This window comes from Salipaludibacillus sp. HK11 (assembly GCF_047795645.1).
Lineage (GTDB): Bacteria > Bacillota > Bacilli > Bacillales > Salisediminibacteriaceae > Salipaludibacillus.
Map to the genome: position 1 here is coordinate 559,952 of NZ_CP181045.1, position 14,509 is coordinate 574,460.

The following is a 14,509-nucleotide window of genomic DNA, read 5'->3' on the forward strand; positions in this document are numbered from 1 at the left end:
GAGAAAAAGCAGGAAGCGTAGGGACGGTTCTTCTGCTTCCTCTTTGCCTCGTTCAGCAGCAAACCTTTCCGCATATCATCTTACATTTTAAATAACAATATCTCTACGCGTGTCGATATGTGTTATTCTAGGTTTAGTAAAAATGATCGGAAAGGAAACGATACATAAAATGGGAAATAAATCACAATTAACTAAAGAGCAGTCAATGGTATTTTTAGAAATAACGGATATTAAGGAAATTGGCGAAGGCATGCGAGTATGTATAGATTTCGTTGATATTCTAAATCAAAGTGACGGTTTATACGTCGGTAATACTGGACATGGTTATATTAAAGTACTCTCAGAAAACCGTGAATCTGATGGTTATCCTCCACGACCATTTCGAATAAATTGTGGATCTTACCATCAGTATTTACACCAAAATGACCAAACGATGTATTTACACGAAATTGAACCAGGAAGTAAATTAATCGTCACGGATGAGCAAAGCGACAGAAATATCCCTGTAGGTCGAGTCAAAATTGAAAAGAGACCTTTTATAAGAATCGAGTGTAAAAATGGATATTCAATCACTTCTGCAACACTGCAAAAATCAACAAGTGTGCACTTAGTTGAAGAAACCAAAGGTGAAACACCGATTTTAGACTTAAAACTAGGCGACCGTATTGCATGTATCGAAGACACCCCAGGTCGACACCTAGGCGAGAAAATAACGGAAGAAATTATTGAAAAATAGTGATTAAGTCCGTCCGCCTGTTCGGTCTATAGTTTTACGAAAGTTACCTCAGAACTATTTCCATTAGATAGGAGGGCTCTGAGGTTAGTTTTACTTGCTTAAAAGCTAGTGTTATTTTTAAGAAAATCCTGTGTGATAAGTTCCAGAAATAGATACCATGAAAAAGTGGACGTTTATGTACCAGATATTGTTGAGAATGATTAAATGTACCCGGAATTTGGCGTGGACCAATCGTAGCTGAAATTCCTAATCATTACAGAAACGATTTATTACAGTGGTGAGTTAAATTCTAATAGATATTGATTGTGTCATAGCTCTGTCTGGACATTGTCCTTAATTGAAAAACAGAAATTAAGAAAGAAACTTTCCTAAAATAACAGCAGAGGTGATTTTTCATGACTTCGCAATCCACAGGAAAGAATGCTACATCACGAATACGCTTTGGATTTCATTCGAAGGAGAAGGGAGTTCAAGTACTTGCTTACCGCAGAATTTGGTTTTTTACCATTGGACACAGCTAGTACCCGGTAGAGATCCCGAAATTACACCTCTTTTAAAGATAAAATTGATGTGAAAAGAACCTTTTGAAAGCCTGGAATTGAAAAAAGTTCAGAACAATGACTTCGGTCATTTTCTGTGCTTTTTTTACTTCCTTAAAAAATAAAAAGTGGAGTGAGAGGAAGCAGAAGAACCGTCCCTATGCTTCCATATTTAAATTAATTTTATAAAAAAATATAAAAATATTCTACTTAAATATCATAATAGTAAATATTTGTATTTGCACAATGTGTAAGTAATTTTACTGTTTAGAATTATATAAACTCTAAATAAAACTGTTTTATAGAGGTTTTGGAAGCATCTGTGATAGAATATGTCTTTTGTGAAAAATGATAATTTAAAATAATACTAACGTCATATTAATAAAAATATAAAAATATATACATTTTATAAGGATTGACTTTCACTCGAAATATAGTAAATTAATAGACAAGCCGTTGCAACGCTTACATTTAAGATTAATAAAACTTAAAGAAGAGGTGAGAGATGGTGCAAAGATCTAGAAAGTATTTAGCGTTACTATTAACTTTTGCAATGATTTTTAGTGTATTTAATGTCAATCATGGAAGTAGTTTGGCAGCCGAGTCGGAGGATAATCTCCTGACGAATGGTGGATTTGAGACTAACTTTTTTGAAGATGAATCATGGGGTTTTCCTGATGTAGTTTGGGAAAGTGTCTCGATAAATTATTCTGATAATGCGGCTAATGAAGGTAGTCATTCCTTAAATTATTGGATTGACGACAATGGGGAAGATAGTCAATCATTCAACGTAACTCAAACAATTGCAGAACTTCCTGCTGGCAGCTATGAATTAACTGCTAGTTCAATGGGTGGGGCAGATGATGAAGCTGGAAATGTGGAACTATTTGCGGGATCAAACACCGCAGATGTAATAGCGACAACAGGAGATGAAAATTGGGAAAAGCTTAGCCTAGAGTTCGCTGTTGACGAAAACACTTCCGAATTTCAAGTTGGAGCAACAGTAACAGGTGAGCCAGGTGCTTGGGGTTATTTAGATAGCTTTAGCTTAGTAAAACTAGATGATTCTGAACCAGTAGAACCAGATGAACCAACAGAGCCAACAGAACCAGTTGAATCAGAGGGGAATCTCTTGACAAATGGTGGATTTGAGACAGATTTTTATGATGATGGCTCATGGGAAGTTACTGACATAGATTATGAACAGGTTGCGATTAATTCAGCTCATGGAGATGCTTATGAGGGGAGTTATTCTGTTAACTATTTTATTGAGGATGATGCAAGTGAGAGTCAATCCTTTAACTTAACTCAAACAATTGCAGAACTTCCTGCTGGAAGCTACGAATTAACTGCTAGCTCAATGGGTGGTGAAAATAGTGAAGCAGGAAATGTAGAATTATTTGCAGGATCAACTACCGCAGAAGCAGTAGCAACAACTGGTTGGGAAGATTGGCAAACGATTACCCTACAGTTTGTTGTTGACGAAGACGCATCCGAATTTCAAGTAGGAGCAACAGTAACTGGTGAGCCAAGTGCTTGGGGTAATTTAGATAGCTTTCGTTTAGTTTCACGGGATGGTTCAGAGGTGGAAGAGCCTGAGGAAGAACCTGTCGACGAGCCGGAAGTAGAAGTACCTGAACCAATTGAATCTGATATTTTTGTTCAAAGAGTAGATGGACTTGATGAAGATTTTATTAAAGGTGTTGATATTTCTAGTATAATTTCTCTAGAAGAGAGCGGCGTGAATTTTTATAATGAAGATGGACAAGAACAAGATATTTTTAAAACTTTAGCAGATGCGGGAGTTAATTATGTTCGTGCCCGTGTATGGAATGACCCTTATGATGCAGAAGGAAATGGTTATGGTGGTGGAAATAACGATGTCGCTAAAGCAATTAAAATGGGAGAAAGGGCGACTGAAAACGGAATGAAACTGCTAGTAAACTACCATTATTCCGACTTTTGGGCAGACCCGGCTAAACAACAAGCGCCAAAAGCTTGGGAAGGTTTGAGTCTTGAAGAAAAACAAGATGCTTTATATGACTTCACGAAAAGTAGTTTACAAGATATCATAAATGCTGGCGTTGACGTGGGAATGGTCCAGGTAGGAAATGAAACAAATAATGCGGTGGCAGGTGAAAGTGGTTGGGAAAGGATGTCTGCATTATTTAGTGAAGGAAGTAGAGCAGTAAGAGAGATAGACGAAGATATATTAATTGCTTTGCATTTTACGAATCCAGAATCTTCTGGAAGATATGCAACTATTGCGGAAAACTTAGATAACTACGACGTAGATTACGATGTATTTGCTAGTTCTTATTATCCGTTCTGGCATGGGACATTAGATAATTTAACGTCAGTTTTGAAAAATATAGCTGATACGTATGATAAAGAAGTGATGGTTGCAGAAGTATCTTACACGTATACAGATGAAAATGGTGATGGCCATGGAAACACAGCACCGCAAGATTCAGGTCAAACGCTGAATTATCCGATCACGGTTCAAGGTCAAGCTAATGCTGTTAGAGATACATTTGAAGCAGTTGCAAATGTTGGTGATGCAGGAATTGGTGTCTTTTATTGGGAGCCGGCCTGGATTCCAGTAGGTTATGACAAAACGCAAGAAGAAAGAATGCAGATGTGGGAAGAATTCGGATCTGGTTGGGCAACAAGTTATGCAGCAGCATACGATCCAGAAGATGCTGGTGAGTGGTATGGAGGAACTGCAGTAGATAATCAAGCATTGTTTGATTTTCAAGGATATCCATTAGCATCATTAAATGTGTTTAATTATGTCGATACAGGGGCTGTTGCTTCAGAAGTGAAAATCGACCAAGTTAATAATGTGTCTGTAAGTGTTACTCTTGGTGAAGAAATTACTTTACCTGATACGGTTACAGCAATTTTCAATGATCGAAGTGAAGCGGACGTGTCAGTCACATGGGATGACGCAGCACTTCAACAAGCGATAGAATCCGGCGAAGGAACATATCAAATCATTGGTGAGGTTGAAGGAGAACACACTGTAACAGCAAACCTTTCAATTGAATCTGAAAATTTTGTGAAAAATCCAAGTTTTGAAGAAAGTGATACAAGTATGTGGGAGATCACTCGTGGAGCGGATCATGCATCGGTAGTGCAAAATCGTGCGGATTCACGAACAGGTGATTATTCACTACACTTTTACTCAGGTGTCGGAGTTGATTTCAACGTCCAGCAGACGATTACGGACTTAGAACCGGGATATTATAACGTGTCTATGTTCCTTCAAGGTGGGGATGCAGGTGAGTCAGACATGTATCTTCATGCTGAAACCAATGAAGATTACTATAGAGTAGACACTTCAGTAAGAGGTTGGACAGAATGGAACAACCCTACAATAGAAGACGTTCTAATTCTAGATGGAACGATTACGATAGGTGCGAATATCACAGCTAGTCCAGGTGCCTGGGGTACGTTAGATGATTTTTATTTATATCGTGTAGGTGATTATGAATCACCCGAAGAAACGGTAGTAAGTGATATAGTTGAATTAGAATTAGTAGACAACTTGTACAAAACTAAAAAAGATATAAAGACTACTGTTCTAAAAAAAGAAGTACTTGATCAATTAAAAGACGGGTCTTCTTTAGAATTAAAGCGTAACAATGTAAAAATGGTAATTCCAGTCTCGAATTTAAAAACAGATTCAGATATTACTATTAATTTTGGCGATGTTTCAGAATCCATTTCATCCTCTCTACCTGATAGTTTAAGTGAATTATACGACATTACTTTTACTTCAAATGGTGAGAATATTCAATTTGGAACACCAGTAACACTAACTTTTATGGTTGATCCTACAGAGATTTCAAATTGGAATGATTTAAAAGTAGTATTTATAGATAGTGATGGAGTAAAACGAGATCGAATTACTCCTATCTCATACGATAAAGAAACGGGTGAGGTAGTAGCGGAAGTCAGCCATTTCAGTATCTATGGCGTTTTTGAAATTGCTTCTGAAGATGAAATTACTCCAGAGGATCCCGATCCTGAAGTGATTGATAAGAAGGAATTAGAAGATTTAATCGAAAAAGGGAAAGAGATATCTAGTGATGGACTTACTGAATCGTCTTTTGAAGAATTGCAAGCAGCACTTAAAGCAGCAGAAGAGGCGTTAGCATCACTTGATTCAGATGAAAATTTAACAGAAGCTATATTATCCTTGCAAGCGGCAATTGATGCTCTGGAAGTAGTGGATTCAGATACGCCTTCTTCACCAGAAACTCCTAATGGGGAAGAATTTGAAGGAGAAACAATCAACGAGACAGACGAAAAAACCGACCAAGAAACAGATGGAAAGTCTGACGAAGAAGAATCGGGCGGTGAGAAATTACCAGATACTGCAACAAATCAATTTAACTGGTTAATTGCAGGAGCTTTATTACTAGTTATTGGGATAGTTGGTAGTTTCATCATGATCCGTAGAAAGAAAGCTCAATTAAATTAAAATTTATAAAATTAAATCCATTAGCCAGATTAACCGGCTAATGGGTTTTTAATTGTTTTGCTGCATTAATTCAGTCGATCTGAATTAAATAAAAGAAAGAAACTGCGACTTTTCTTCCTGTAAAAATACACCAGGAATCTTTTCTAATTAAAGGAATAAACAAACACTTTATTGAATGTATTATAGAAGACAAATTCCATCCGTGTTTCCATGTTCTTATAAATCACCAAGCTTAGAATTAAAAATAAAGGAAGTGCAAGGTATGAAACTACTTTTCCGATCTTCCATTTTATTATTAGCAGTAACAATATTTTCTGCAAATGTATCAGGCAATTATGAGAATGAAAATACAAGGGAGGTACTTGTAGCTTTAGGTGATTCTATTCCATATGGCTTCAACCTTGGTGATGATAATCTTTCGCCATCTGGATATGCCTATCCATCGCTCATAGGATTAGATGCGGATATTCGAGTCCCAAACCTCACAGTTCCAGGTTGGAAAACAGAAGATATGCTGGCTGCCCTTGAAAGTGATAAATACAGTCAGGCAATTGGAAATGCAGATTATATTACGCTTAATATTGGAAGTAACGATTTGATTGATTCATTATTTTCAGCATGGATATTAACATTAATTGATGATAATAAATCATTTGAGGATTATTTTTATGAAGAAGTAGAAGAGAATGATGTATTTGCTAATATTAAAGGTATAATTTTGAAAATTCGAGATCAAACAGATGCGCCGGTTATTATTTATAATATTTATAACCCGTTCCAGAAAACTAATCCAATCCATGATGTAGCAATCGATGTTCTGCCAGGCATCAACCAGATTTTTAATGAGTATGTTGCAGAGTTAAATGTAACAGAAAAGAATATCCTTCTTGCTGACGCTTATCAAGCATTCGGTACAAATCAAGCAAACTATGTGATTGATGGAGGAAATAACCCAGACATCCATCCAACATTAGCGGGACAGAGAAAGCTTGCAGATATAGGACTTGAAGCATTAGAGACGTATAAACAAAGAGAATTAAGAGGGCACGCGATGGAAAAAGCTATTGTGGTATCTCATACTAACCTCTCCGATTTTTTAAGCAAACCAGAACCACAAAACAGTTACTACGTCCAAATACCAGAATAAAAACGGAAGCAGAGGGACGGTTCTTGTGCTTCCGTTTATTAGTTCGTATCATAAAAAAAGCGGTATTTATTTTATGAAATAAATGGATTGTAGACAATCATCATAGTGCTAGAAACTGCACTCTGAACCTAGTAGGTTATTACCTGGGATTTCACAATTTTTACGGAGAAATAAGGAGTGGTTTATTGATGAATATTGTCATAGCACCTGACTCATACAAAGGAAGCCTTAGTTCGATTCATGTAGGAGAAATAATTAATAAAGGTATCACTCAGGCTATTCCATGCGTAAAAACAACTGTTTTTCCTATGGCAGATGGAGGGGAGGGAACAATGGATGCCTTCCTTTATCGACTGAAGGGAGACATTCATAAGATCACCGCTAAAGACCCACTGCTTCGTAATCGCCAGGCAGAAATGGCGATTGTTAAAGAGGAGAACTTAGCGATTATTGAAAGCGCCGCTATGATCGGTTTACCATTACTGACCGCTGATGAGAAAAATCCAATGAACACATCAAGTTATGGATTGGGACAAGCGATCTTATATGGACTAAATCAAGGAGTACGAAAATTCATTATTGGTCTTGGAGGGAGCGCTACTAACGATGCAGGGTTAGGTATGCTCGAAGCACTAGGGGCCGAATTCCTCCTCTCACGGAATAAACAGATAAATCAAGCCACGGTGAAAGATATGCAATCAATCTTAGAAGTAAAATTAGCATCACTAGATCATCGATTGAAAGACACCACGATCATTATTGCTTCTGACGTTGATAACCCTTTATGTGGCCCAAGGGGAGCATCTGTTGTTTTTGGTCCGCAAAAAGGCGCGACACAAGAAATGGCATTAAAACTAGATCATTCCCTAGAGTACTTTGCATCTCTGTTTGCACATGGAGAGCACCTTAAAAATAGCGAAGGGTCTGGGGCAGCTGGTGGGCTTGGATTTGGTTTATTACTATTAGGGGCTGAACTACAATCAGGTGCTGAAATCATTGCTGATTCACTTCAAATTGAAAAAAGTATTCAGAACTGCGATGTCCTTATTACTGGCGAAGGAAAAACAGACGAGCAAACAATTCACGGAAAAGCACCCGTCTATCTTGCAAAGATTGCAAAGAAATATAACAAACCTGTCATTATCATATCAGGTAGCCTCGCAGAAAATTATCAAACCTTATCCCCGTATTTCGACGCATTTTTCTCAATCATTGAAAGACCGGTGATGGTAGATGAAGCCATGGTGAACACGGAAAAATGGTTGGAACAAACTTCTTATTATGTAGGGTGTTTACTTGCTATAAATTTAAGGAAGGACATAAAGAAGTAAGCAAATATGATAAAGCTTCAAGATAGTTTAAACTAAGTATTAGGAGTTTCCGATCAACTAGATAAATAATTCCGAGTAGGATGTGATGAAATGAAAGTAACGGTATGGAATGAAAATAGGCATGAGCAAACTGACGAAAAGGTTAGAGAGGTGTACCCTGAAGGAATATGAAGTGAGAACGGCTACTTTGGATGAACCGCAGCATGGCCTGACAGATGACGTGTTAGCATCAACAGATGTTCTGCTTTGGTGGGGACATCAGGCTCATGATGAAGTAGAGGATCTCATTGTTGAAAAAGTACATAAGCGAGTGTCGGAAAGGATGGGTTTAATTATCCTCCATTCTGGCCACTTCTCTAAAATTTTCAAAAAGTTAATGGGAACTTCATGTGACTTAAAGTGGCGTGAAGCAGATGAAAAAGAACGACTTTGGGTGGTTGATCCAACACATCTGATTGCAGAAGGTTTGGGTGAGTATATTACGTTGGAAAAAGAAGAAATGTATGGTGAACACTTTGACATTCCAGCACCAGATCAGCTCGTATTTCTAAGTTGGTTCGAAGGGGGAGAAGTGTTCAGAAGTGGCTGTACCTATTTCCGAGGAAATGGAAAAGTTTTTTACTTCCGCCCAGGACATGAAACGTATCCCACCTACTATAACCCGGAAATTCAGCGCGTGATAACTACTGGGATTAAATGGGTGGCGCCAGTGATGGGGGACTATCCCGTTTATGGAAATGCAGAACCTTTAGAAGAGATTAAACAGAAATGAAAATAGGGGACAAGGTAACCGTATCGGTTCTTCTTGCTTCTTTTCACTGTAATAGTGTTTTTGAAACTGAAGATTAAGCTGATACTCTCGCGATATCTACTAATAGACTGTGTTCACATGGCTCGTCAGTTCTTTGTAGTTGTGCTTCGCTAGGATTCATTGTTCATCCACCTTTCTTCTTTTGTATTTATGGTAGACTGCAGTATAATAGACAAAGTTTCACGATCTGGATACAAGGAAGCACAAGAACCGTCCCTGCGCTTCCAGTGATGTGAAATGATAACTGTAGTATAATTATTATAAGAAGGTGGAGATTATCATGAGTAAAATATTCACAGCAGGGAATGACTTACTGGAATTAATGAATTTAATCCTAAAAAGTAAATTTATGTTCATAGCAAAAACAACAGAAAGCAGTTTTTCGTTAATAAATACATTGGATAATGGGCTAGACCTTCAATTTTCAGAAGGTAAATCAATGGATATAAATGAATCCTACTGCCAGCAAATATTTTTTGGTAAGCAAGAACCATTAATTATTAATGATACGACTAACCATCCGTTTACTTGTTTATTACCGCTTACAAAGGATTTAAACATTCATGCTTATATAGGAGTTCCTATTTTTTATCAAAATGGAGAAATGTATGGAACATTATGTGCATTGGATAATAAGGTAAGGAATTTTAATCAAAAAGATATTAACGAGCTTGAAAAGTTCGCAAATCTATACTCTTATGTTCTGGAATTGGAAAGAAAAGTGAAAATGGATTCCCTGACAGAGTTATATAGCAGAAGTTACTTATTTGATTGTTTTGAAGATATCGACGAAGAAGGAACTTTAGTATTGTTGGATTTAGATGGATTTAAAAAAGTGAATGACAAATATGGACATCAAGTAGGGGACAATCTTCTTAAAGAAGTTGCGCTAAAAATTAAAAGAAACCTTGAAACAGATGATGTTGCCTTTCGATTAGGTGGTGATGAATTTGTTTTGATTTATCCTCATTTAACAAACAATAAAAAGATAGAAGGGAAAGTAACTGATCTTTTAAAGAGTTTGGCCAATTGGGATAACTTTAATAATGAAGTAAGTATTTCAGCGAGCATAGGGGTTACGAATTATTCATATTCTCAATCAGATCTTTCATCATTATTAAGGGAAGCAGATATAGCTATGTATCAGGCAAAGAAACTTGGGAAGAATAGATTTTGCTTTACATCTATAGAAGATTAGTCTTATTATGAAGGAACAAATTTAAATTATGCAACGTGGCTATTTGATGGTCCTTGTCCGTAAAAAAACTGCCTCTGAAGACTTAATTCAGAAGCAGTTTTTTACGGCTTTCTTTCTTAATGATACGTTGAAATATATTTTTGGAAAACTTGGAGGAACGCTTATTAACTAAATTGTAACCTCATGCTCAATCCGTAATTTATCTGCTATCAGCGCAATAAATTCTGAATTGGTAGGTTTCGATTTGGACACACTTACTGTGTATCCAAACATTTTGGATATCGCATCAATGTTCCCTCTGCTCCACGCTACTTCTATTGCATGACGAATAGCCCGTTCTACTCTGCTTGCTGTGGTATTAAAGTGCTTTGCTATTTGTGGATAAAGTACCTTCGTAATCGCCCCTAGCAATTCAATATCTTTATACACTTGCATAATTCCCTCTCTTAAGTACATATATCCTTTTATATGAGGTGGAATACCAATCTCTTGAATGATACTTGTAATACTAGCATCAAGGTTCATCAGGTGATTTTCTTTCTTATTGGTAGCCGATATCGAATGACTTCTGATATAAGGTTTCGAATGACCAGATACATCTCGAACTTTGTTCATTAATGTATCCATATCAAATGGTTTTAACAAATAATATGAAGCCCCTAAATCCATCGCCTTTTGCGTAATCGTTTCTTGCTCAAAAGCCGTTAGCATAATAATATTAGGCTTCGTTTTTAATTTTAGTTCATTTAATTTTTCTAAAACGGCGAGTCCATCTAGCCGAGGCATGATAATATCAAGGATAAGGACATCTGGTTGAACATCTTCCACTAATTGCAAACACTCTTGTCCATTAAACGCCTTTCCAACCACATCCATGTCAACTTGAGTTTCAATTATATCTCCAACTAAATCCACCAGTTCCCGATTATCATCTGCAATACATACTCTCAATTTTTCCAACATCATTTTCTCCCCTATCATCATTAGAAATAGTATAGTAAGCCTTTCTCTTTGTCTTATTCGACAGTGAATCATGAATACCTTCTATATTGATGATTTATTTGATATTAACTTTAGATATCTATTGATTAGTCGATAATACTCTATATTTCGACTTAATTCGATTAGATAATTTAAATAAAACGAATATTTGAGAATGTTGGGGTGGGTTGTCAGTATAGAAACCGTAATTCGAACAGGTTGAAGGCTATGAAAAATAAAGAAGCGAGACAATATCTCGCTTCTAAGCCAAGTTATTTATTTCATGGAGGTGATTTTACAATTATTTTTGAACGCCACTCATTTGTTGCTCAGCCATTTGAACTAATCGTTTTGTAATCTCGCCGCCAACAGATCCATTTGAACGAGATGTTGCATCGGCGCTTAATTCAACACCAAATTCTTGTGCTATTTCATACTTCATTTGATCCAAAGCCTGTTGTACACCTGGAACTACTAATTGGTTCGAGCTATTGTTGTTAGCCATTTCTATAACCTCCTTTTCTCTGTAGTAACCCATATCTTGAGTTAAAACAAACAGGAATATGTGCAAAAAAGTTACTTCCATGTTTTACATGATAAAGCTACCATAACTTGTCCCTTAATATCATGTCTGAAAATAAAATTTGATACAGAAAATTTTACCTTTCAATGATGTAAACCTGCAATTAGTTAGAAATTTTATAGAGATAATTTTCTCGAGGTAGGGGAATAGGAAAGACAGTCAGTAGAATATTCGGCACGTTTTTTAAAAATGAAGGCAATACATGAATCACTACACATTACAATTCTACAATACAACAAACTAACTATTGTCCTTAAAGTAAGCTGCAATTGCTTTTTTTAAGTGTCCCTCTTTTTCCTCAAGATAGCTTATCGCTTGAGTGAGTTCTGCTTGTGTGACACTTATGAAAATAGCTACCTTTAAATCATGATTGCTTTTAGTCATTAATTCTTTTGCTTCATCACTTGATATGTTAACAATGTCCATTAAAGTTTGTTCAGCACGCTTTACTAGTTTCTTATTAATCAATTGCATATTCACCATTTCGTTTTGATAAACCTTTCCTAATCGGACCATGGTGGCCGTGGATATCATATTAATTGTGATTTTTTGCGCTGTGCCTGCTTTTAATCTAGTCGATCCTCGAATCACTTCAGGACCTGTGACAATCTCGATCCCACAATCACTTAATTGTAAGAAATAGTATCGGGGTTACAACTGAGTGAGATCGTAGTAGCACCTAACTCTTTTGCATACGTGATTGCTGATACGGAATAAGGGGTTGTACCACTTGCGCTAACACCAATAACGACATCTTTTTCATTGAAAGAATAGCTTCTTAATTCATTTATTACCAGATTTTTATCGTCCTCGTGTTGCTCTAGAGGACGACTCATTGCTTCATTCCCACCGGCAACTAAGCCTATCCATCGGTTCTCCGCAATAGAAAATGTAGGCCCTAATTCGATTGAATCGAGTACACCAATTCTGCCACTTGTCCCTGCACCTACTACAAATACTCGTGCGCCTAATTTCCACTGTTCAACAATCAAATCAACTGCTTCAGCGATATAAGGTAACGCTTGCTTGATAGCATGATGAATAGCTTTATCTTCTTCTAACATGAGAGAGACAATATTGATTGATTCCATTTCATCAATTGCTAAGCTATTTAGGTTGACGGATTCTGTAATATTGGATTTAGACATTTTTCAGCTCCAATTAAAGAGATTAAAATCTTTTTAGATCAATCATGAACTTGTATCTGTCTGCACGATATGATGATCTCACCACTTCAAATACCGTTTGATTTTCTAACCGTGAACTCCGCTCCATAATCATAATTGGCGACTGTTCAGGAATTTCAAGGTATTTAATTTCTTGTTCGTTTGCAATAGATGCTTCAATTACTTGTGTTGCATCAGCAATCTTCATTTGAAGTGTATCTTCTATATATTTATACAACGAATTCTGAACAATTTCATTCGTTAACCCTTGTACTAAATTAACTGAGATATAAGTTCTCTCTAGTGCCATAGGAATTTCTTCAGCTATACGAATTCTTACTACTTCATAGATCTGATCATGTTCTTTGATACCTAATAAATTTGCGAGTTTGAGAGGGGCGGGCATTATATTAAACGAAATTAATTTACTGCTTGCTTTCATTCCTCTAGCATTCATTTCCTCTGAGAAGCTTGTTAACCCTTGAAGATCTTGTTCGATCTTTTTCTCCATAACGAAAGTACCTTTACCTTTTACTCGAAAAAGGAAGCGGTCATTTACAAGGTTTGTCATTGCTTGCCTGACGGTCATCCTACTAATCCCATACATTTCTGAATATTCTCGTTCAGAAGGAAGAACATCACCAGGAATTAATTGGCCACTTTCAATTAATTGCTTAATATATTCTTCTAACTGATGATATATAGGTATAGGGGATTTTTTATCAATCATATTATTTTTCTCCTTCCACTATTCAAAACATCTTTATTATTTATTTTATAGAAGGATTGATGATGGTACAACTGTATTTTGTAGTGCATCATGATCTGCAACAACTGTAACGCTTGGATGGTGATTGAGAATAGAAGCAGGAAAAATCGGATCAATTTCACCATTGATTAATCTCTCTAACGCTTTTCTTTTGTTTTTCCCTGATACTAAAAGTAATATTTCTTTACTTTTCATTATCGTACCGATTCCCATTGTAATTGCTTTTTTTGGTACTTTTTCTACACTTTTAAAATACCTCGCATTTGCTTGGCGGGTAGCATCTGCTAATTGAACGACTTGTGTCGACGTATCAAATGATGTGCCAGGTTCATTGAATCCTATATGACCATTTGTACCGATACCAAGTAGTTGTAAATCAATCCCATCTTTGCTTTGTATCTTGGCTTCGTATGCTTCGCACTCTGCGATTATACCCTTGGCTTTTCCATTAGGGATATGAGTTTGTCTTGTTGGTATATCTATATGATCAAAAAGGTTAGACTGCATATAAAAATGGTAGCTGTTATGATCAGTTGGTTCAATCCCAATGTATTCGTCTAAATTAAATGTACATACGTTTTGGTAAGATGTGTTGTTTTGCTGATGATCTTCTATTAAATACTTGTATGTTTCAATAGGGGTGCCACCAGTTGCTAACCCAAGTGTTAATTCGGAATGATCGCGTATACGTTGAATGATAATATTTGCAACAAGATGGCTCATATCTTTATAATTTTTCGCAGTTATAATTTTCAATTT

Annotated in this window: 12 protein-coding genes and 1 pseudogene; 7 read left to right on the forward strand and 6 right to left on the reverse strand. The window is 36.4% G+C overall.

Annotated elements, in window-relative coordinates:
- Positions 1-142: 142 nt before the first annotated feature.
- From ACM26V_RS02970 to ACM26V_RS03000, 7 genes and pseudogenes are all read left to right on the forward strand, one after another.
- Positions 143-736 (forward strand): 3-dehydroquinate synthase II, encoded by a 594-nt coding sequence (locus ACM26V_RS02970; protein ID WP_416149977.1) that lies wholly within the window; start codon positions 143-145, stop codon positions 734-736.
- Between the two features lie 1,044 nt (positions 737-1,780).
- Entirely contained in the window at positions 1,781-5,764 is a 3,984-nt protein-coding gene (locus ACM26V_RS02975) for a glycosyl hydrolase 53 family protein (protein ID WP_416149978.1), read from the forward strand.
- A gap of 262 nt (positions 5,765-6,026) precedes the next feature.
- On the forward strand, positions 6,027-6,911 hold the full coding sequence (locus ACM26V_RS02980) for an SGNH/GDSL hydrolase family protein (protein WP_416149979.1): 885 nt from the start codon (positions 6,027-6,029) through the stop codon (positions 6,909-6,911).
- 188 nt (positions 6,912-7,099) lie between these two features.
- A complete protein-coding gene (locus ACM26V_RS02985) occupies positions 7,100-8,242 on the forward strand; it encodes a glycerate kinase (protein ID WP_416149980.1) in 1,143 nt (380 codons plus the stop codon).
- 90 nt (positions 8,243-8,332) lie between these two features.
- A pseudogene (locus ACM26V_RS02990) lies at positions 8,333-9,014 on the forward strand (ThuA domain-containing protein).
- Positions 9,015-9,333: 319 nt separating this feature from the next.
- Complete coding sequence (locus tag ACM26V_RS02995) at positions 9,334-10,251, forward strand: diguanylate cyclase domain-containing protein (RefSeq protein ID WP_416149981.1); 918 nt, start codon at positions 9,334-9,336, stop codon at positions 10,249-10,251.
- Positions 10,252-10,279: 28 nt separating this feature from the next.
- On the forward strand, positions 10,280-10,423 hold the full coding sequence (locus tag ACM26V_RS03000) for a hypothetical protein (RefSeq protein WP_416149982.1): 144 nt from the start codon (positions 10,280-10,282) through the stop codon (positions 10,421-10,423).
- On the opposite strand, the gene spo0A is transcribed toward ACM26V_RS03000, so the two are convergent.
- The 6 genes from spo0A to nagB all read right to left on the reverse strand — a co-directional run bounded on the left by spo0A (position 10,420) and on the right by nagB (position 14,506).
- The gene (gene spo0A / locus ACM26V_RS03005; RefSeq protein WP_416151777.1) at positions 10,420-11,211 is read right to left on the reverse strand and encodes a sporulation transcription factor Spo0A; all 792 of its coding nucleotides are present in this window, start codon (positions 11,209-11,211) and stop codon (positions 10,420-10,422) included. The two genes, ACM26V_RS03000 and spo0A, sit on opposite strands and share 4 nt — an antisense overlap.
- Before the next feature lie 322 nt (positions 11,212-11,533).
- The gene (locus tag ACM26V_RS03010) at positions 11,534-11,737 is read right to left on the reverse strand and encodes a small, acid-soluble spore protein, alpha/beta type (RefSeq protein ID WP_416149983.1); all 204 of its coding nucleotides are present in this window, start codon (positions 11,735-11,737) and stop codon (positions 11,534-11,536) included.
- A 318-nt stretch (positions 11,738-12,055) separates the two neighbouring features.
- Complete coding sequence (locus ACM26V_RS03015; RefSeq protein ID WP_416149984.1) at positions 12,056-12,406, reverse strand: hypothetical protein; 351 nt, start codon at positions 12,404-12,406, stop codon at positions 12,056-12,058.
- Between the two features lie 35 nt (positions 12,407-12,441).
- Positions 12,442-12,963 carry an N-acetylmuramic acid 6-phosphate etherase gene (locus ACM26V_RS03020; protein WP_416149985.1) on the reverse strand — a complete coding sequence of 174 codons (522 nt, stop codon included), beginning with the start codon at positions 12,961-12,963 and terminating at the stop codon, positions 12,442-12,444.
- Between the two features lie 22 nt (positions 12,964-12,985).
- Positions 12,986-13,711 carry a GntR family transcriptional regulator gene (locus tag ACM26V_RS03025; protein WP_416149986.1) on the reverse strand — a complete coding sequence of 242 codons (726 nt, stop codon included), beginning with the start codon at positions 13,709-13,711 and terminating at the stop codon, positions 12,986-12,988.
- A 45-nt stretch (positions 13,712-13,756) separates the two neighbouring features.
- Entirely contained in the window at positions 13,757-14,506 is a 750-nt protein-coding gene (nagB, locus tag ACM26V_RS03030) for a glucosamine-6-phosphate deaminase (protein ID WP_416149987.1), read from the reverse strand.
- Positions 14,507-14,509 lie beyond the last annotated feature (3 nt).